Consider the following 19768-nt stretch of genomic DNA (forward strand, 5'->3'; position numbering starts at 1 on the left):
CGGCCCGCCGGCGCAAGCCAAAAAAGGTTCAGTCAGGTCATGGCGACGAAGAGGCAGCGCCGGTGCGTTCGCCTCCATCGCCGCACCCGAGTTCAGGCGACAGACACGTCTTAGCGTTACCTTACGGTACTCTTACTTTTCTTATTTTTGGTGTACGGTCGTTCTCCATGGGCTCGACGAAGCCTTGCGTGGCAGTGATCGCCCGGCTCGTTGTGTGGTCGCCATGCCGCACCTGGTGCCCGTCAGTGAGCACCAGTAATGGAAAGGGTCGTGTGTGGGTGAGATCAGCGGACAAGCCGTTGTGTTGGGCGCGGGTATGGCGGGTTTGCTCGCCGCGCAGGCTCTTTCAGAGTTCTACGATTCGGTGACCCTGGTGGAGCGCGACAGGTTGGCTGATCATCCGAGCGGGCGTAAGGGTGTGCCGCAGGATCGACATCTCCATAACTTTTTAGGCCGCGGCACGCAGCTGCTGGCTGAATTCTTTCCCGGACTGCTTGACGAGCTGGCCGAAGCCGGAGCGGTCGTCGTCAACGATGGAGACTTGTCGCGGATCTATGCACGCATGGGCCGCTGCGAGTTGAAACGCTCGGGCAGGCTGGCCGATCCGTCGGCGTTGACGCTGTGTCTGGCCAGCCGGCCATTTGTCGAGTTCCACATGCGCCGGCGTGTCATGGCCCTGCCCAATGTGACGGTGGTCGACGGCCACGACGTCATCGAACCGGTTGCTATCGGCGATGCCGTCACCGGGGTGCGAATCATCAACCGCGACAACGGGGTAGTAACCGCGTTGGACGCCGATCTGGTGGTCGACGCAATGGGTCGCGCCGCGCGTACACCGGCATTTCTGGAAGGTCTGGGGTATGGCCGGCCGGTCGAGAAGCGTTCCACCACCGCGCTGGGTTATTCCAGTCAACGGCTCCGTTTCCCCGCAAGTTGCATTAACGAGCAGCTGGTCGCGGTCAATCAGGGACTCGGCCGGCCTGGGGCTTTGCTGATGGCATGCGAGCACGACACCTGGATGCTGGCCGTCGGCCGGTCCACCGACGACGGCGGTGCGCCGGCCGATTTCGCGACGATGCTCGCCGTGGCCGCCGAAGCCCTACCCCGGTCCATCGCGGACGGGTTGCGCCGCGCCGAACCCGTTGGGGAGATCGCGATGTTTCGTAACCCAGCCGCAGTGTGGCGCCGCTACGACCGGATGCCGAAATTCCCGCGTGGATTGTTGGTGGTTGGCGATGGGCTGTGCAGCCTGAACCCTGTCTATGGGCAAGGCATGACGATGGCGGCGCTGCAAGCTCTCGCGCTACGCGACTGCCTGCGTGGCGGCGATCGCGACTTGGCCCAGCGCTTCTTTCGCGCCACCGCGGACGATATCGGCCCGACGTGGGCCCGCAACCAAGCTAACGACCGCGTCCCGTTGCCTGTACGCAAGCGATCGATGCGCCACAAGGTGCTCAGTCAGGTAGTCAAGGCCACGTTGATCGCCGCCGCCTACGACATCACCGTGACCGAACGCCTGCTGCGGGTCGCTCACCTCATCGATCCGCCCACCCGACTGAACGACCCCGCACTACTACCTCACATCGTCGCCGGCAACCTTCGGCATCTGTTGATGCGGACCCGAAACCGGCTTGCCAGGGCGTCGGTCGATTTCGATGGGCGGGCCGCCGCATTGATCGACAACCGAAAAGGAGAAGCCCATGCATGACCCAACGGCCGTGACAAATAAGGAGTTTGAGCGGCGATTGTCGGCGATCACCGCCACAGCGTTGCAGCGACGGCATGTCGATCGCGACGACTTGTTGGCCGTTTTGACCAGTAGTGACGATGACCTGCTCGACGTGATCGCCGCGGCCGGGCGGGTGCGCCGCAGGTTTTTCGGTCGGCGGGTCAAGCTCAACTACCTGGTGAACATGAAATCCGGTATGTGTCCGGAGGATTGCGGCTATTGCTCGCAGCGGCGCGAGTCGACCGCTGAGATCCTGAAATACTCCTGGGTCGACGCTGATGAAGCCACCCGCCACGCCCAACGCGCGATCAATGCCGGCGCCAAACGCGTCTGCCTGGTCGCCGCTGGCCGCGGGCCGAGCGACCGTGATCTCGAGCGGGTCGCCGAGACGGTCGCCGCCATCAAGGACTCCGCCCCAACGGTGGAAGTGTGCGTCTGCCTGGGGCTGCTCAAACGCGGGCAAGCCGACCGGCTGCGGCGGGCCGGCGCCGACGCCTACAACCACAACCTCAACACCAGTGCCGACAACTACGCCCGGATCTGCTCGACCCACACCTTCGACGACCGAACCGCCACCGTGGCCGCCGCCAAAACCGCTGGGCTGTCGCCGTGTTCGGGTGTCATCGTCGGAATGGGCGAATCCGATGAGGACATCGTCGATGTCACGCTGGCTTTGCGTGAACTCCAACCGGATTCGGTGCCGGTGAATTTCCTCATCCCGTTCGAGGGCACCCCGCTGGGTGAGCATTGGGAGCTGACCCCGCAACGCTGCCTGCGCATCCTGGCGATGTTCCGGTTCGCCTTCCCCGACGTGGAGGTAAGGGTCGCCGGGGGACGCGAAATACACCTGCGCAGCCTGCAACCGCTCGCCCTGCACCTGGCGAATTCGATGTTCCTCGGCGACTACCTCACCAGCGAAGGACAGCCCGGCCACGCCGATCGGGCGATGATCGCCGACGCCGGCTTCATGATCGAAGGCTTCGACCAGCCGACCCAGGCCGCGCACCACCGCGACCTCGTCATCAACCGCCACCGCGGCACGGGAACCACCACACCCGCCAACACCTAAAACATCGAAATCCACTCCACGAGAGTCCAATAGGATGCCCAACACTGAATTCCAAGAGGGATCACTTCGGTCCCACACAGGCCGACCACCCCGACTGTTGCCGATCTCCGACGCCGCAGCGGCCTACCGCCTCGTCTACGGACGCGTCGACGCGCTGATCCGCGGCCGTGCCGAAGTCGCCGAACTGGCAGTACCGGCCTGTCCCGCCTGGACCATCCGCCAGACGGTTGCTCACCTGGCCGGGGTCGCACAGGACATCGTTTCACGCAATATGGAGAAAAAGGGCGCCGACTCCTGGACCCAAGCGCAGGTCGATCGCGTCGGCGGGTCCAGCCTCGACGAGTTACTCGACCTGTGGGGGCAGATGATCGACCCTGTGACAGCGACGCTCGCTCTGGCCCCTCAAGCATCCGCATGCCAGCTTGTCTTCGACACACTCACCCATGAGCACGACATGCGCGGCGGGCTGAATGAACCGGGCTCTCGCACAGGCGATCTCGCGTATGATCCCGCTCTGGGATTCTTGACAACGATGGGCGACCAACTCTACCGACACGCGGGGCTGTCGGCGCTCCGACTGATCACCCCCACGATCGGAGCCGTACAGCTCGGCGACCCGGACGTCACACGAGCTCAAGTCGCCCTCAAGATCTCTGATTTCGAAGCGCTACGCACCTTCGGCGGACGACGCAGTGTCCGGCAACTGCTAGCGCTGCCCTGGCACGGAGACCCGACAAACCTACTGCCCGCCTTCACACACCTGCTGCCCGCGTTCAGCAACGACGGGATACGACCCCCAACCAACGACCTCATCGAATGAGCGAAACGTAGCTTGCTCGCACCGCGTCTGTAGGCGTAGGTGAGCGGTGGCAGTAGGCTCGTGTCCAGCCAATTGCCAGGGAGTGTGAGCTCATGGACGTGTCTGTTCGAGAGTGGACGCATTGGGCGGCGGGGTATGGACTTCCAGGCGCGACGCTGAAACTACTAGCACGGCGCGGTGATCCGTTTGCGCAACTCCTAGCAATCGACAACGACCGGGCCAACAATATTTATCCGCTGATCGAGCAAGTCCGCGGGCGCGGGCGCATGTCCCCGGTGGAAAGGGTCGGCTGGGTCAGCGCTGACGCGCAGATTGTCCGCGGGGTGCTGCGCGACGGCCGGTTCAGGACCATCAAACAACGGGACCGGTCACCTTTTCGTCTCGTCCAGTGGATCCTGGCCAAAACCGCCCCCGATGTGCCGAATCTCGTGGAACCGCCCTCTATGTTGGTCACCGATCCGCCTGAGCACACGCGGTTGCGTCGACTGGTTTCGCGGGCGTTCACGCCGCGGGCGCTCGATGGACTTCGCACCCGCATTCAGGAAATCGCCGACGAGTTGCTTCGCGGCCTGGAGGGCAGGGCCGAGTGCGATTTGATCACCGAGTACGCCTCCCGGGTCCCCATTGCGGTCATCGCTGAAATGCTGGCGATACCCCGCGACGAGACATGGCGTCTTCTTGAAATCGGCGAATCAACAACGAGATTGATTGGCACCACCATCGTATCCTGGCGCGACTTTCGGGCGGCGACGAAAGCTCTGCGCGAGTTCGATCGATACCTCGCCGAGCATATCGAGCGGCTACGTCAAGACGACGCCGACAACAGCATCCTGTCGGACGTCGTACACAACGGCGATCTCACCGAAACCGAGATCAGGATGCTGGCGGCGCTGCTCCTCGGAGCGGGATTCATCACCACGACTCATGTTTTGGGCAAGGCCGTCGTGGCGCTCGTCGGTCACCCCGACCACCTGGCTGCGCTAGGCGCGAACCCCGAGGGATGGCCCAACGCGATCGAGGAGATCCTGCGCTATGACACCACCGGTCAATTGGCGGGCCGGGTCGCCACCGAAGATGTTGACATCCTGGGATACCCCGTACGGGCAGGCGAAACGGTATTTCTTTTGGTGGGCGGGGCCAACCGCGACCCGGCAGTCTTTGAACACCCCGATATCTTCAACGTAACCCGCACCAACGCCCGCGAGCACATCAGCTTCGGGACCGGTGTGCACGCCTGCCTCGGCGCGGCGCTGGCTCGCATGGAGCTACATATTGGCCTGCAGTCATTGTTCGAGCGCTTCCCTGAGCTGGCCCTGGCCGGTGAACCGACCTTCAACGACAGCATCGGGCTGCACGGACTCAAGCATCTACCGGTGTCACTCCGAGCGGCCAATGCAACTGTTCCGTAGCTGCCCAGGCGTCCATGGGCCTCTCGCTTCAGTCCCGCCGCCCCTGGTCACGCTGGTCGTCGATCAGGCGTCGATCACCACGCGACCGTTCTTCGCCCGCGAGACACAAACCAGCATGTCGCCGTCGCCCTCCGCGGCGCGCCCCCGGCGATCGACCTCGCCGACCAGCACCTTGACCTTGCAGGTCCCGCAGAACCCCTGCCGGCATGAATATGCGGTCGTCCGATCGCGGTCGAGCATGACGTCCAGCGCCGACCGATTCGCCGGCACGCTGAGCACCCGCCGCGATCGCGCGAGTTCCAGCTCGAAGGGCACGCCGTCGACGACGGGCGGCGGAGAAAACCGCTCGTAATGCAGTGGTGCGCGGGCGTATTGGTCGCGTGCGGTGCGCACCGACTCCAGCATGGCCGTCGGGCCGCACACGTACACCGCCGTCGTCGGCCCGGCCTCGGCAAGCAGGTCCTGTGCGGTGGGGATCCGGCCGCGTTCGTCGTCGGCCCATACGGTGACCCGATCCGGCGCCACCGCCACCACCTCGTCCAGCAGCGGCATGTAATCCCGGCTGCGCCCGGCGTAGACGGCACGCCAGTCGATTCCGTGCCGCTGCGCCGCCCGAATCATCGGCAGCATCGGCGTCACCCCGATGCCGCCGATCACGAACAGCACGTCCCGCTCGTCCGTGACGAGATAGAAAGCGTTGCGGGGACCCTCGAACTCTAGCCTGTCGCCCACGTCGAAGGTCTCATGCATCTCGATCGAGCCACCGCCGCCGTCGGCGATGCGGCGCACGGCGATCCGGTAGTCGGTGCGCCGCCCGGGCGGGCCGCACAGCGAGTATTGCCGCCGGCGCCCGGAGGGCAGTTGAACGTCGATGTGTGCGCCGGGTGTCCAGGACGGCAACAATCCGCCGTCCGGGTCGGCCAACGTCAAGGCGACCACGTCGGGTGCGAGCAGTTCGCGTCTGATGACGACCGCGGTGTTGGTCCGCCGCACCGGCGCTATCCGCGACGGGTTCCACCGCGACGCCGACGCGAAGCCACCGAAGACAACGCCCACTCCCCACAACGCGGTGTAAGCGCGGTCGCGCTGGCGGCGACCGTACAAGTCGGCGGGTCTGGTGTTCCAAATGGTGTGCGACACAGTTCTTCTCGCTATCTCCGTCGAATGTCGGTGATCAGATCGATCCACTCGCCGGTGAGCCGGGCGACGACATCGGGATGCGAGGCCACCACCCAGTGCCCACCCTCGATCGGGACGACCCTGCCGTCGGCCGGTATCGAGCCGGTGAACCGTTGCAGCGCGGGCGTCACGAAATAGTCCTGGCGTGCTACCAGCACCTGCACCGGGACTTTCGTCTGCGGCAGCCATGCCGGCGGCGCCAGAATCGGCGCGGGCATGTTGGCGCGGTACAGGTTGAGCCCATTGAGGTAGTCATCGATCGACCGCAGAGTCGCCGCACGCCGGCCACGGGCACCCGATCGACCGATAAGTTCAACCGCTTCAAAGGCTTTCACGGCCACCCGAGACCGGAACGCTACTTCGGGCGCACCCGGGCACAGGAAGAACCAGATGTAGGAGGAGGCCAAAACCTGCCTGACGACATCGACCACGGCGCGAGGTGTGCGCGGTGACCGCAGAAACCTGCCCGCGTAGTTCAGGTGCGGCCCGGAGATCGACGTGAACGACGCGATCCGGCCCGTCACCGCGTCGTCGGTGACCGCCGCCCAGCCCTGGATCGAGCCCCAGTCGTGACCCACCAGGTGGACCTCGTCGACCCCCAGGCTGTCGATCACCGCGCCGATGTCGGAAACCAGTTGGGGGAGAAGGTATCCCGACTGGCCGCTCGGGTGTCTCGATTGGCCCGCCCCGCGCACGTCGTAGGCTACGAAGTTGTGCCGGTCACCAAGGTGCCCCGCCAGCCCGTCCCACACGCGGTGGTTATCCGGGTAGCCATGGATGGCCAGGACGGTCGGGCGCAGCCCATCGATCTCTGTGTAGGCGTGGACCGCCAAAGGCACGCCGTCCGAGGCGATCACGGTGCTGCGGGTCATGAGTCCTCCGGGGAAGCTCTCAGTGCGAGGCGCGGGCGGCGGGCGATCTCGCCAAGTAGTCGACCGCGCGCCCAACCCCACCCAGCTGGGACGGATGGAAACTCGGCTTGTAGTAGGCGCCGATGACCCCGAGGAACTCGAATGGCCCGGGCACCAAACCGCGGCGCGCCGCGTCGAAATAGTCGCGCCAGCGCGGCTTGGTCCCCGGCGGAAGGTGCGGGTCGACCGAGTACATGAACCGCACGCCGCGCATGAACAACCACAGCAACGCCGGCGTCACCAGCAGCTGGGTGCGCACCTGCCGCCAATACCCGGCGCGCAGATGCTTCATGGTGTCGAACGCGACCGCTTTGTGTTCGACCTCTTCCGCGCCGTGCCAGCGGATCAGATCCAGCATCACCGGGTCGGTGCCGAGGGCATCGTGTTGCGGGGTGTCGAGAATCCACTCGCCGAGGATGGCGGTGTAGTGCTCGAGGGCCGCCACCATCGACACCCGCTCGAGCAACCAGCTCTGCCGTCGTCGCCGGCTCCACAAGGGCCGGTCGCCGATGAGCTTGCCGAAGAGCCAGGCCATCTGGTCGGTAAACGGCGTGACGTCTATGCCCTTGGCCGCGAAGTGCCCGAGCGCACCGGAGTGCGCTTGGGAATGCATGGCCTCCTGGCTAATGAATCCCTGCACGTCCAGCCGCAGCTGATCGTCTTTGATCAGCGGCAACGCCCTCTTGAATGCCTCGACGATGAACTCCTCGCCCGCCGGCAGCAGCAGGTGCAGGACGTTGCAGAAGTGGGTGGTGAAGGGTTCGTTGGGCACGTAGTAGAACGGCAGCTTCGCCCAGTCGAACTCGACGTCGCGCGCCTGCAGGACGATCCGCTCGTGATCGGTCGAGGCGTCATGAGGACCCGCCGCCTGGTCGTCGATAGTGAACATCGTGAAACCCCTTGAATCATTAAGCAATGCAGCGCTTTTCGTCCTGGCTCTCGGTGATCAGACCCTCGCTGCGCAGGAACCGGACGAGATTGTCGACCGTCTCGGCCAGGGCCGGCTCTCGCAGGTGGACCTTGGCCAGCGCGCGAGCCTGCCGGTACCGGGTGTTGCCGTACCGCTTGTCGCGCATCGCCGCGATCTTGTCCGCCGAGCGCGTCAGGAAATCGACCAGCGGATAAATCGGATCGCGCGGCGTGCACCGGCGGTTCATCTGCTCGGCGAAGGACGGGATGTCGTGGTAGGCAAAGCGATAGCCGTAGCGCTCGGACAAAACGCGGGTTATGTCCATGAGGTTGTAGTACTCATCTGCGGTCATGTTGAAGACATGACCGCGGACGGCCTCGGCCGGCAGATCCATCAGCGCGACAATGTGATCCGCGATCAGGTCCGCCGGCAGCAGGCTGAGCTGGTTGAGCGCGTTGGCGGCGATGCCGTGCTCGATCATGAACGCCATGGTGCGCACCAGGATGTCGTCCTGACTCCCGAAACCCGCGCTGGTGGGAGAGATCAACGAGGGCCGGTAGATGCGCACGTCGAGCCCCTGCCGCCGCGCGGCCAGCGCCAGCTGCTCGCCAACCCACTTGGTCTGCGAGTAGCCGAAGTCCAGCGCGTTCATCTCCGCGTTCGCGTCGGACTCTCCGACGACCAGCTTGACGCTCCACCCGTAGATAAAGGTGCTCGAAACCAGATGGAAGGTCTTCCGGTGCGCGGTCATGGCCAGGCGCAAAAGCTCGTGCGTACCAACCACGTTGGCGGGCCGCAGGGCGTCGTAGGTCCGCACGTAGTTGACCAGGGCGCCGTTGTGGACGACGGCGTCGACGCTCTCGGCCAGTCGCTGGAACGTCGCCTCACCGATCCCCAGGTGAGGCTCGGCGAGGTCGCCGCAGACCACCCGCACCCGCGCCCTCACCTCGGCTTCGAAAGCCGGCGACCATAGCTGGGCCCGGCGCAGCGACGCGACGATCCGGTCCAGGCCGTGTGCGGCGTCGGTCGCGCGGACCAGCGCGTGGAGGGTGTAGGGGGTCCGCGCGAGCAGGCTGCTCAGCAGGAACGGTCCCAGGAACCCGGTCGCGCCGGTCAGCAGGATGTCGCTCGGCGCGCCGGGTCTCGCCGGCGGGAGAGCCGGTAGGGGCAGCCGCGCGTCGGCACGCATCTGCGCGGCCTCGTGTGCCTCGTACTCGGTGGAAATCTGATCGAGCGCCTGCCGCAGCGCATCCAGCGGCTGCTCGGACCCCTCGCCGAATTGCCGCATGAGCCCGAAGAACTCGGCGACACTTAGGCGCTGCAGCAGGCGCGTATTGACCTCGTCGGCCAGCTGCCCGGCGCCATGCTCTTCCAGCAGGGCCTGCAGGTCCGCCCGGAGCTCGGCCAGCGCCAGTGAGTCGATGCCGAGATCGGCGAAGGAGCAGTCCTCCTGCCCGGTGAGGTCGTAGCTCTCGATCAGATGGCGGAAGCGGTCGAGCGGACCCGCGCCCGGCCCTTCATGCGTCTGGTGGGCCATCGGGTTAACCCAGCCGGCCAGCACGGGCAGCTTGTCGTCCAGCCAGAACCGGCGGGTGTCCGCGCGCCTGATCTTTCCCGAGGTGGTCTTGGGAATGCTGCGCTGCGGCACGAACAGGATCGTGTGTGGGTCGACGTGGGCGTGCCTGCGGATCGCGCGCGCCAGGGCCTTGCCGTCGGGCAGCGCGCGCTCGTCCCGCACCTCGGCGACCACGACGAGCGCTTCCTGTTCCTCGCGCTCGACCGAGAAGGCGGCGACGCAGCCGCCACGGACTTGCGCGGCCGACCGTTCCACGACGGCCTCGACGTCCGAGGGGTAGCAGTTCACGCCTCGGACGATGATCAGGTCCTTGCTGCGGCCGCAGACGAACAGCTCGCCCTCATACAGGAAGCCGAGGTCGCCCGTCCGCAGATAGGTGCGGTCGTCACCCGGGATGCGGGCCCCGAACGTCTCCGCGGTGAGCTCGGGACGGTGCCAGTAGCCGCCGCCCTTGGACGGTCCGTCCACCCAAATCTCGCCGACCCGGCCCTCACCCAGGGCCCGCCGGGATTGGGGATCGACGATGCGGACCACGTTCTCGTCCAAGGGCTTGCCGCAGCTCACCACGGGGGCCTGGTTGCTGTTCTGAGGCATGGCCTTCTCGACCCGCGCGAGATTCTTCTCCAGCGCGCGCTTGTTCAGGGCCAGGGTCTGGCGCCCCCGCATGGACACGATCAGCGTGTTTTCGGCCATGCCGTAAGCGCCGAGCAGTGCGTCGGGTCGCAGTCCGTAGGGAGCGAAGCGCTCTCGGAAGCGGGCGAAGGTCTTGGCCCGCAAGGGCTCTGCCCCGATGACCATGCTGTCGAGGCTGCTCAGGTCGATCCCGGCCAGCTCGGACGCGGGCAGCTTGTCCTCGCGCAGGCAGTACTCGAGGGCGAAGTTCGGCGCCGGCGTGTGGGTGGCGCGCACCTCGCTGATGAGCCGGAGCCAGGCCGACGGCCGCTTGAGGAAGTCCAGCGGCGACATCGCGTGCGTGGTCCCGCCCGTCAGCAACACGAATAAGTAAGCGGAGATCAAGCCCATGTCGTGGTGCTGCGGAAGCCAGGTGGCGCACACTTCGTCGCCGGTGAAGGCCGAGCCGTTGGCGATGACGTTGGCGTGGGTCACGATCACGCCCTTGGGATCGCTCGTAGAGCCGGAGGTGTACTGCAGGAAGAGCACCGGACCGGGCGTGTCCGCCACGTGGGCACCGCCGAAGTCCTGCGTGCCATCCGTTCCGAACCAGGGCAACTGCGGCGACCGCTCGGTGTCCGGCCAGGGCAGCGCGCCCTGTCGGCGGCCGAGCAGCATGCGGTAGTCGTACTCGAACTGCTTGGTCGACAGCACCGCCTTCGCCTGGCAGTCCCGCGCGATGAAACTGAGCTTTGCCAGGCCCGCTTCGAACGCCATGGGCAGGGGAGGGCTGACCGGGACGGCGATCACGCCGATGCGCGCGCAGGCGAAGAACGCGGCCGCCATCTCCACCGAGGGCGGGTAAACGAGCAGCGCTCGATCCCCCGGCCGGAGCCCGGCCTCCACGGACAAGTAGGCGGCCAGTTCACGCGTCCGCTCGGCGAAGCTCCGATAGGTGTAGTGCTCGATCTCTCGGCCTTCGGCGTCGACGAACCGGAAGAGGGTCTGGTCCGGCTTCCGCTCTTCCCACATCCGCAAGTAGTCGATAAGTGTCTCCATGGTGGAAGTCACTCCCCCTTCCAAGGTTCGTTGGACGGTCTTAACCGAATCGATAGAACGCCTTCGTAATCACAATTGATAACCCGAGGGTAGCGCCGTCGATCGATCTCAGGCAAAGAGATTTCGGGTTTTTATGGGCGCTGCACATTAAGCTCACAGGCTGGACTCAGCTACTAAGCAAAGCTTCACATACCGGAGCCGTGTCCCTCCCCGGCCGGGCGCGCAGTCCAAGGGTTCCGTAGATACCCATATCAGTATCTCAGTCCAGAATTTCCAGGCATATATCGTGGTAAATAGGCATAAATACGTTATCACTGAGATACTGATATCCGCGTCTACGTATCCGATGAGGAGGCCTCCGCGCTACCCCGCTCGGCCGCCATCGTCGTGAGCGGCAAGGGTTGAACCGCAAAGGAAGAATACGCGGTGCTCACCACCCGCGTCCCTTGGTATGCCGATATCACAGCAAATGGCGTCGACGCCGCCGGAGCGATTCGCTCAGGCAATACCGGCTCGCCGCCACCGCGGCCGCGTCCGACAAGTTCGGCACAAACTCATGATCGACGGAGATACTGATACTGACGTACTGACATACGCGGCCCCGGGAAACTGCCGTGGCCGTCGATCACGTCACACGGCCGCGCGTCGCGGCAGGACGGCAGTTGACGACCCGACCTGCGCGACGCGGATGCGCGGCCCCGCGCGGGCCACCAGCTTGACGATGCCGACGAAACGCTCGCCGTCGATGATCGGTGACAGCGGCTCGTCCTCGGCCTCGATGATCATCTCGTGCCCGTTGACGTCGCGTATCAGATCGCCGCGCAGCGTGCCGCTTCTGAGCGCGGCGGGAAAGCGCACGATGATCCTCGAGGGCCTCAGGTTGCCGGCCTGGAAATGCAGCGCACCAGGTTTCTCCGCTTTGGGGAAGAGCCGGAACCCGGCGCCGATATGGAGGTCGATCGCGCCGGCATGCAGCAGCCTGTGCGTCCGCGTCGGGACCTCCTCGCCGTCGATGACGACGCGGGCCTGCGTCGGAGCGAACAGACTGGTCGCATAGTTGGGTTTGCCGGTGTGGACGACCTTGTTGCTGACGTAGTCACCGAACGAGCGGGCGAGCACCCGAACGACGTCCGCCCGGCCATGGGTGTGGTTGCCGTAATACTTCTCGTAGAACCGGTTGCCGACCCCGCCGGCCGCCAGCCCAAAGCACAGGCGGTGGAACGGCGCGCCGTCCGCGCTCTCGCCGTCGAGTGCCAGCGTGTCCAGGAACATCTCGGGCGGCGGGCGATCCGTCTCGGCGGCAGCCGCCAGCGCGCGCAGAATCGCTTCGGGCCGCCCGCGCACTCGGGCCTTGCGCGCCACGGCGTTGACGCTGCCCCCGTTGGTGGGCACGAATGTCGGCCAGCGTTCGGGCTCGGTGACGTGTCGCTGGACTTCGTTGATCAACCAGTTCAGCGACCCGTCGCCGCCGTCACTCACCAGGTGGGTGATCCGCGGAAAGAGCTGCTGCACGGCCGCGCGGAGGTCCTCGACGGACGCGGTTTCGCGCACCTCGCCCCAAGGGCCGACGATGCCGCGCAGTTCGGTGGCGCGGTCACCCGCGGCAACGTTCCTGCGCGCGAGCGGATTGACGATGACGCCTAAATACATCCGGACGTCCTCGATTCCGCTGCCATCCCAGCACGATACCCGCGATGTCGGCCCTGCCGAGCCGGACCACTGATGCCGTCGGCGCCCTTAAAACCCCCGATTAGTGTGGCTGCAATGCCTCAATGGACCGCAGCAGACCTGCCCTCGTTCGCCGGGCGCACCGCCATCGTCACCGGCGCCAGCGGTGGGCTGGGCGAGGTGACCGCCCGCGAGCTGGCCCGGGTCGGTGCCCACGTCATCCTGGCCGTGCGCAACACCGACAAGGGTAAGGCCGCCGCCCGGCGCATGACCGGCCCCACGACCGGCCGAGTCGAGGTGCGCCAACTCGATCTGCAAAACCTCTCCTCGGTGCGGGACTTCGCCGACGGTGTGGGCACGGTCGACGTTCTGGTCAACAACGCCGGCATCATGGCCACCAGATACGCGCTCACCGCCGACGGCTTCGAGGGCCAGATCGGCACCAACCATCTCGGTCATTTCGCGCTGACCAACCTGCTGCTGCCCAAGCTCACCGACCGCGTGGTGACGGTCTCCTCGCTGCTGCACAACATCGGCTACATCAGCCTCAAAGACCTGAACTGGCAGTCCCGGCCGTACTCGGCGTGGCTGGCCTACGGCCAGTCCAAGCTCGCCAACCTGTTGTTCACCAGCGAGCTGCACCGGCGCCTGGATACCGCCGCCACGTCACTGCGCGCGCTGGCCGCCCACCCCGGCTGGTCGCACACCAACCTGCAAGGCCACTCGGGCCGCAAATTGACCGACGCGGCGGTATTGGCCGCCGACCGCGTCGTGTCCACCGATGCCGACTTCGGCGCCCGGCAGACGCTGTACGCGGCATCGCAGGACCTACCGGGCAACACGTTCGTCGGCCCGCGATTCGGCCTGTACGGCCGCAGCCAGCCGACCTGGCGAGGCTGGCCGGCCAAGCGGGCAACCACCGCCGCCGCGCTCTGGGAGCTGTCGGAGCAGCTCACCGGCACCAAATTTCCGCTGTAGACACGGGTTCGCAACCCGGTCGCTCGCCCGCCCGGTGCGGCCATCGACGCGCCCCTCTCACGGGTCGTGGCTAGATTGGTGGAGTAGTCAGTCAGGCGGTTTCGGCGCAGTCCTGTGACGCCCGATGCCGGCGGAGAGGTCGGCCCATGTCGGGGACGGATATGGCGGCATTGCTCGCCTTGTGCGCCGCGCTGGCATCCGCGATCGGCAACGTGATCCGCCAGCGGTCCGCGCAGGAGGTCACCGACAAACCGGTCGGCCACCTGGCGCTGTTCGGCATGCTGTTGCGTGACACCCGCTGGTGGCTGGGCGGTGTGGGGGACATCTCCAGTTACTGCCTACTTGCCTGGGCCCTCGACAAGGGCTCGGTGCTGCTGGTCATGTCGCTACAGGTGACGGCGCTGCTGTTCGCCCTACCGATTTACGCGCGGTTGACCCGCCATCCGGTGAGCCGTCCGGAATGGATGTGGGCGGTGTTGCTGGCCGCGGCGCTGGCGGTCGTCATCGCGGTCGGGCAGCCGGCGGGCGGCCAGGAGCGGGCATCGCTGCAAACCTGGGTTGCCGTCGCCGCCGTGCTGGGTCCGCCGCTGGCGTTGTGCCTGCTGGGTGCCCGGATCTGGTCGGATCGTTCGGTTGCCGCGGTGCTGCTGGCGGCGGTGGCCGGCTCGTTGTTGGCGGTGTTCGCCGTGCTGATGAAGGGCGTCGTGGACATCGTCGAACACGGGCCCGGCCAGTTGTGGCATACGCCCGAGCTGTATGCCTGGGTGTTCTGCGGGGTCACCGGGATGATCTTTCATCAGTCGGCGTACCGCGCGGGCGCGCTCACCGCCTCGCTGCCGACGATCATCGTGGCAAAGCCCGTGGTGGGCGGGGTGCTTGGGGTCGTCGTGCTCGGCGAGACCGTGCGCGCCGGCGGCCCGGAGTGGTTCGTGCTGGCGGCGGCGGCGGCGGTGCTGGTGATCGTCGCGACGGTGGGCCTGGCTCGCGGCGAGGCCGCCACCATGGCGGCCGGCACGGGGCGCGACGTGAAGGTCGCCGGCCGGCCCGCGGCGCTGTCGCAGGGCTTGAGCGGCTGACGAGTTCGGCGTTGCGGCGCGCCTTCGGCAACTGTCGGCTGATACATCTGGCGTAACGTCAACGTGCTTAAGCTTGCGCCCCTAGCACGGAAGTCGAGCGGCAGGAGAGTCATATGTCATGGCGCGCCGGGTGGCGCGGTGTCTGACGGCGTGGCCGGATTCAGCGCGCCGCCGGTTGTGCGGTTGGGCGGTGATTCGGGGCTGTCGCGGGAGTTGCTGGGAAACAAGGCGCACGGAATCGAGGTGATGCGCGCCCACGGCATGCCGGTGCCCCCGGCGTTTTGCATCACCACGGAGGTATGTGGACGCTTCCTGGCCGACCCCGACCACACCCTCGACGCCGTCTGGGATCAGGTTGTGACGGCGATGGGATGGTTGGAGCGGGAGACGGGCCGCTCGTTTGGCCGCGGGCCGCGACCGTTGCTGGTCAGCGTGCGCAGCGGCGCCGCGGTGTCGACGCCGGGCATGCTCGATACGGTGCTGAACCTCGGCATCACCGGCGCGGTGCATGACGCGCTAACGGCCGCGTTCACCGCGAATTTCGCCGACGACACCCGGCGCCGATTTTGCGAGATGTACCGACGAATCGTGCTGGCCGACGACGACGGTGTGGCGGTCCCGGATGACGCCTATGGCCAGCTGCGCGGCGCGATCGAGGCGGTGTTCCGCTCCTGGAATTCATCGCGGGCACTGACCTATCGGCGCCACCACAACCTTGACGACGTCGGCGGCACCGCGGTCGTCGTGCAGGCCATGGTTTTCGGGAACTTGGGCGCCTTGTCGGGCACCGGCGTGCTGTTCTCACGCAACCCGATAAGCGGCGCCGACGAGCCGTTCGGGGAGTGGCTCCCCGGGGGTCAGGGCGACGAGGTGGTGTCGGGGTCCACCGACTGCGAACCCGTCACGGCGTTGCGCGATGAGCAACCCGCCGTTTACCAGCAGGTGCTCGCGGCGGCACGCAAACTCGAGCAACTCGGCCGCGACGCGCAAGACATCGAGTTCACGGTCGAGGAGGGGCGGCTGTGGCTGCTGCAAACCCGCACCGCGAAACGCTCGGCTCAGGCCGAGGTGCGGCTGGCGCTGCGGTTCCGCGCCGAGGGACTCATCGATGACGCCGAAGTCCTGCGCCGCGTGACCCCGGCCCATATCGAGACATTGCTGTTGCCGTCCTTGCGGCCCGCGACCAGAGCGGCCGCGCCGCTGCTGGCCCGCGGTCTGCCGGCCTGCCCCGGGGTCGCGTGGGGCCGGGCCTATACGGATGTCGAGGCCGCCATCGACGCCGCCGAGGGCGGCGAAGACGTCATCCTGGTGCGGCCGTCGACCAGCCCCGAGGACGTGGCCGGCATGTTGGCGGCGCGCGGCGTCGTGACGGAGGTGGGCGGCGTCACCTCCCACGCCGCGGTGGTCAGCCGGGAGATAGGGCGCCCGGCGGTGGTCGGTTGCGGCGCAGGGGCGGCCGCGGCAGTTGCGGGCAAGCTCGTCACCGTCGACGGGGTGGCCGGTGAGGTCAGAGAGGGCGTGTTGGAACTCGCCGCGTGGTCGGAGCGCGACTCGCCCGACTTGACCGAGCTTGCCGACATCGCCCGCGCCGTCAGCCCATTACGGGCGCACCACGACGGCCCCTATGTCCGCTTGGACAACGTGTCGCCTTCGGCGGTCAGGGCGGCCCTCGCCGCCGGACACACCGACGTCGTCTCGGTCACGCCGCTCATTGCGATGCTGACCGCGTTGCATAACGTCGGCCATCCCTCGGAAAACTCTCCGTGATCGAACTCGAAGTGCTGCAAGCGATTCGCCTGAAGGGTCGCGTCAGCCCCGACGATCTGGCGGCCACCGTCGGCAATGACCGGGCCGCAATCGCCGCGACCGTCGCACGGCTGACCGATTCGGGACTGTTGGTGGGGGAGAAGACGGTGCGCCTGTCTCGGGAGGGATGGGCCCGGTTGAAAGAGCTCCTGGCGGCGGAACGGCGGGCGGCCGACGGGGATGCGATCGACGCGGCGTATCACGAATTCCGAAGGATAAACCGGGATTTCAAGGCGTTGGTGACGGACTGGCAACTCAAGGACGGCGAACCCAACGCACATGACGATCCCGATTACGACGCCGCGGTGCTAGCGCGCCTCGACGGCATCCATCAGCGTGCCATCCCGATCATCGAGTCCGCCGCGGGCCAGATCCGGCGGCTGTCCGTGTACGCGGACAAGCTGGCCGACGCGTATGCCAAAGTGCGGCAGGGGGAGACGGCGTGGTTGACCCGGCCGATCGTCGACTCCTACCACACCGTGTGGTTCGAACTGCACGAAGAGCTGATCGGCGCGGCCGGCCTCACCCGCGAGGGTGAGGCCAAAGCCGGCCATGCCGAGTAGCGCGCCAACCGACCCGGTATTACCCCAGCACGGGAATCAGCAGCCGCGACGACGAGCGAACCGTGTTCAGGCTGCTGGTGCCGACGCCGGCATGCCGGAAGTTCATGATCGCCGGCGTCGACGGGTCCTGGTCGTCGCTGGTCAGCACCAGTCGAATGCGGTGTCCGGCCTTGAACCGTCGGGCGTTGGGCACCAACGGAATTCGGTACGCGACGTCCTCGCCCAGCGGTACCGCCTGCGGGTTGCGGCACGGCAGGACCGGCGCGCCCGGACGGCTGGCCGCCTCGTCGACCTCACGCAGGCTGGCACGCAACCAGCCCGCGGTCACATCGGTCGCGTCGCCGTCCGGCGCGACGTCCTGCAGCGTCGTCATCCAGGCGGTATCGATCGCCGTCGCCGAGGCGACGAGGCGCAGCTCGACGTCACCCACCACGTCCAGGTCCTCGGTCAGCGGTTCGGTGGTCCAGGACAGCGTCGACGGCGGGTCGATCGCGCTGGGCCTGGCGCGTCCCAGGCCCGCGCCCAAGACCATGAATTCGCGGACGCCCGGCTCGCCCTGGTCCTCGCTCAACGTGCCGTCGGCGCGCAGGGCGAGTTCACGATGCCGCGCGTCGGGCGGCGGCCAGGAGTCCGCGGTGCGCCACTCGTCGGCACCGGGCAGGTAATACCGGATCGGCGGCCCGTCGGTGATCCCGGTGTCGCGGCCCTTCAACCAGTGGTCGTACCAGGCCAGCGCCTCCGTGTGCATGCTTTCCCAGGGCCACGTCAGGCCGAACTTGCCGAGCATGCCCATCCGCACACATGCGTTGTCCGCCAGGCCTTTCCACGCGGCAAAGGTCGAGGGAAGGTGCAACGGCACGTTCTCCCAGTCGCAGCCCAGATACACCGGGATGTCGATCTCCTTCAGCAGTGGCAACAGATTTCGCTCCTCCCACCACTCATCGCGGGTGGGGTGCTTCACCGCGGCCTCCTGCCACAACTCGTCCCACGGGTGCGGGTTGTGCGGCAGTTTGAGTAGTTGGCGCAGCATGGTCACCGCCGCCTCTCCGTTGGCGGTCTCGAACTTCTTGTGTACGCGTGGCGTTTTCAGCACGCGGCGGGCCAGCGCGACGGGCTTGCTGCGCCACAGCTTGTCGCTGCGTTCGGAGGTCAGGCCCATCATCGCGAGGAACGGCGTCACGAAGGACGAACTCAACAGCCCATGGTGGTTGGCGCCCTCGTACAGGTCCGCCGTCACGGCGAGCGGGAAGATCGCCCTGAGGTGTGGTGGCCGTTCCACGGCCGCCTCGAGTTGGGTCATCGCGAAGTAGCTGATGCCGATCATGCCGACGTTTCCGTCGCACCACGGTTGGGCCGCGACCCACTCGACGAGGTCGTAGACGTCCCGGCGTTCCTGGGCGTCGAAGAAACTGAAGGTGCCGCCGGAGCCGCAGGTGCCCCGCAAATTGGCGATGAGGTGCACATAGCCGCGCGGCACCCAGAAGTCCGTCACCCCGGCCTCGATGAATCCGGCCGGGGCGCCGAGGTCCTGCATCTGCCGCGGGTACGGCGAGGCGGCGAGCAGCGCGGGGAAGCGGCCATCCGAATCGGGCCGATGGACGTCGGCCAAGAGGGTTGTGCCGTCACGCATGGCGATCGCGGTGTTGATGTCACGGCGCGACGCGTACCGCGGCTCGCTGAGGTTTCGGTATTGCCGTCCGGTGGTCTGCGGGCCGTTGAGCCGTTTCGTGGATCCAAACATAGTCTCACGCTACGTTGAAACTAGTTTCAACGCAAGATGAAATTTCACGGTAGGGTGAGGCGGTGGCCAAGCGATCGATCACCCCCGGCCCGCGCGACGAGCGGGGCGTGCTGGCGGCGCGCATCCTGGCCGCGGCCCGTGGCGAATTCGCCGAACACGGTTGGGCCGGAACGGCAATCAGGGCCATCGCCCGCGCCGCGGACGTCGACCCCGCGCTGATCTACCACTACTTCGGCTCCAAGGAGGGCCTGCTCGATGCCGCCACCACGCCGCCGCGGAAGTGGCTGGACTCGGTCGCCGAGACGTGGGCGACGCCCAGGGCGGAGTTGGGTAGGCAACTGATCCGCAACGTGCTGGAGGTCTGGATGGACGAGGACGTCGGTCCGGCCCTGCGCGCGGTGGTGCTGACCGCCGCCCATGAAGACAGCACCCGGGAAAAGCTTCGGCTGATCGTGGAACGCGGTCTGATCGGTGGATCGACCCTCGGCGACGACGAGGACGAGCGGTTGCGTCGCAGTGGGCTGATCGCCAGCCAGCTCATCGGCTTCGCGTTGTTGCGCTACGTCTGGAAGATCGAGCCGATCGCGTCGATGCCCGACGACGAGGTGGTGGCGGCGATGGCCCCCAATCTGCAGCGCTACGTCGACGGCGACCTCTCCTAG

The 19768-nt window shown here is 66.7% G+C and carries 15 protein-coding genes; 9 read left to right on the top strand and 6 right to left on the bottom strand.

Annotated elements, in window-relative coordinates:
- Positions 1-274 precede the first annotated feature (274 nt).
- The 4 genes from G6N25_RS13335 (at position 275) to G6N25_RS13350 (ending at position 5027) form a co-directional block, all read left to right on the top strand.
- The gene (locus G6N25_RS13335) at positions 275-1708 is read left to right on the top strand and encodes an FAD-dependent oxidoreductase (RefSeq protein WP_083072221.1); all 1434 of its coding nucleotides are present in this window, start codon (positions 275-277) and stop codon (positions 1706-1708) included.
- Entirely contained in the window at positions 1701-2798 is a 1098-nt protein-coding gene (gene bioB, locus G6N25_RS13340; RefSeq protein WP_083072220.1) for a biotin synthase BioB, read from the top strand. The genes G6N25_RS13335 and bioB overlap by 8 nt, the downstream gene beginning before the upstream one ends.
- A gap of 97 nt (positions 2799-2895) precedes the next feature.
- Positions 2896-3618, top strand: coding sequence for a maleylpyruvate isomerase N-terminal domain-containing protein (locus tag G6N25_RS13345; protein WP_083072219.1), 723 nt, complete (start codon positions 2896-2898; stop codon positions 3616-3618).
- Positions 3619-3710: 92 nt separating this feature from the next.
- Positions 3711-5027 carry a cytochrome P450 gene (locus G6N25_RS13350; RefSeq protein WP_083072218.1) on the top strand — a complete coding sequence of 439 codons (1317 nt, stop codon included), beginning with the start codon at positions 3711-3713 and terminating at the stop codon, positions 5025-5027.
- Positions 5028-5090: 63 nt separating this feature from the next.
- On the opposite strand, the gene G6N25_RS13355 is transcribed toward G6N25_RS13350, so the two are convergent.
- The 5 genes from G6N25_RS13355 to G6N25_RS13375 form a co-directional block, all read right to left on the bottom strand.
- Entirely contained in the window at positions 5091-6182 is a 1092-nt protein-coding gene (locus G6N25_RS13355) for a PDR/VanB family oxidoreductase (RefSeq protein WP_083072376.1), read from the bottom strand.
- Entirely contained in the window at positions 6179-7078 is a 900-nt protein-coding gene (locus tag G6N25_RS13360; protein ID WP_083072217.1) for an alpha/beta fold hydrolase, read from the bottom strand. The genes G6N25_RS13355 and G6N25_RS13360 overlap by 4 nt, the downstream gene beginning before the upstream one ends.
- 19 nt (positions 7079-7097) lie before the next feature.
- Positions 7098-8006, bottom strand: coding sequence for a metal-dependent hydrolase (locus G6N25_RS13365; RefSeq protein ID WP_083072216.1), 909 nt, complete (start codon positions 8004-8006; stop codon positions 7098-7100).
- A gap of 19 nt (positions 8007-8025) precedes the next feature.
- On the bottom strand, positions 8026-11274 hold the full coding sequence (locus G6N25_RS13370; RefSeq protein WP_083072375.1) for a thioester reductase domain-containing protein: 3249 nt from the start codon (positions 11272-11274) through the stop codon (positions 8026-8028).
- A gap of 630 nt (positions 11275-11904) precedes the next feature.
- Entirely contained in the window at positions 11905-12924 is a 1020-nt protein-coding gene (locus G6N25_RS13375) for a diacylglycerol kinase family protein (RefSeq protein ID WP_083072215.1), read from the bottom strand.
- Positions 12925-13038: 114 nt separating this feature from the next.
- Here G6N25_RS13375 and G6N25_RS13380 point away from each other — a divergent pair, with 114 nt between their 5' ends.
- The 4 genes from G6N25_RS13380 (at position 13039) to G6N25_RS13395 (ending at position 17365) form a co-directional block, all read left to right on the top strand.
- Positions 13039-13920 (top strand): oxidoreductase, encoded by an 882-nt coding sequence (locus G6N25_RS13380; RefSeq protein WP_083072214.1) that lies wholly within the window; start codon positions 13039-13041, stop codon positions 13918-13920.
- 146 nt (positions 13921-14066) lie between these two features.
- Positions 14067-14996 (top strand): DMT family transporter, encoded by a 930-nt coding sequence (locus G6N25_RS13385; protein ID WP_083072213.1) that lies wholly within the window; start codon positions 14067-14069, stop codon positions 14994-14996.
- A gap of 138 nt (positions 14997-15134) precedes the next feature.
- On the top strand, positions 15135-16763 hold the full coding sequence (locus G6N25_RS13390; RefSeq protein WP_372506951.1) for a pyruvate, phosphate dikinase: 1629 nt from the start codon (positions 15135-15137) through the stop codon (positions 16761-16763).
- Entirely contained in the window at positions 16760-17365 is a 606-nt protein-coding gene (locus tag G6N25_RS13395; RefSeq protein WP_083072211.1) for a MarR family transcriptional regulator, read from the top strand. The genes G6N25_RS13390 and G6N25_RS13395 overlap by 4 nt, the downstream gene beginning before the upstream one ends.
- A 19-nt stretch (positions 17366-17384) precedes the next feature.
- Here G6N25_RS13395 and G6N25_RS13400 read toward each other — a convergent pair whose 3' ends face one another.
- The gene (locus tag G6N25_RS13400; RefSeq protein WP_083072210.1) at positions 17385-19106 is read right to left on the bottom strand and encodes a CocE/NonD family hydrolase; all 1722 of its coding nucleotides are present in this window, start codon (positions 19104-19106) and stop codon (positions 17385-17387) included.
- 62 nt (positions 19107-19168) lie between these two features.
- Here G6N25_RS13400 and G6N25_RS13405 point away from each other — a divergent pair, with 62 nt between their 5' ends.
- On the top strand, positions 19169-19768 hold the full coding sequence (locus G6N25_RS13405) for a TetR/AcrR family transcriptional regulator (RefSeq protein WP_142272451.1): 600 nt from the start codon (positions 19169-19171) through the stop codon (positions 19766-19768).

The organism is Mycobacterium heidelbergense, assembly GCF_010730745.1.
Classification (GTDB): Bacteria; Actinomycetota; Actinomycetes; order Mycobacteriales; family Mycobacteriaceae; genus Mycobacterium; species Mycobacterium heidelbergense.

What these genes read in the sequence shown, in the direction of transcription:
- bioB (WP_083072220.1), top strand. Translation starts at nt 1,701, where the DNA reads ATGCATGACCCAACGGCCGTGACAAATAAGGAGTTTGAGCGGCGATTG.
- G6N25_RS13350 (WP_083072218.1), top strand. Translation starts at nt 3,711, where the DNA reads ATGGACGTGTCTGTTCGAGAGTGGACGCATTGGGCGGCGGGGTATGGA.
- G6N25_RS13360 (WP_083072217.1), bottom strand. Translation starts at nt 7,078, where the DNA reads ATGACCCGCAGCACCGTGATCGCCTCGGACGGCGTGCCTTTGGCGGTC.
- G6N25_RS13365 (WP_083072216.1), bottom strand. Translation starts at nt 8,006, where the DNA reads ATGTTCACTATCGACGACCAGGCGGCGGGTCCTCATGACGCCTCGACC.
- G6N25_RS13370 (WP_083072375.1), bottom strand. Translation starts at nt 11,274, where the DNA reads ATGGAGACACTTATCGACTACTTGCGGATGTGGGAAGAGCGGAAGCCG.
- G6N25_RS13375 (WP_083072215.1), bottom strand. Translation starts at nt 12,924, where the DNA reads ATGTATTTAGGCGTCATCGTCAATCCGCTCGCGCGCAGGAACGTTGCC.
- G6N25_RS13380 (WP_083072214.1), top strand. Translation starts at nt 13,039, where the DNA reads ATGCCTCAATGGACCGCAGCAGACCTGCCCTCGTTCGCCGGGCGCACC.
- G6N25_RS13385 (WP_083072213.1), top strand. Translation starts at nt 14,067, where the DNA reads ATGTCGGGGACGGATATGGCGGCATTGCTCGCCTTGTGCGCCGCGCTG.
- G6N25_RS13400 (WP_083072210.1), bottom strand. Translation starts at nt 19,106, where the DNA reads ATGTTTGGATCCACGAAACGGCTCAACGGCCCGCAGACCACCGGACGG.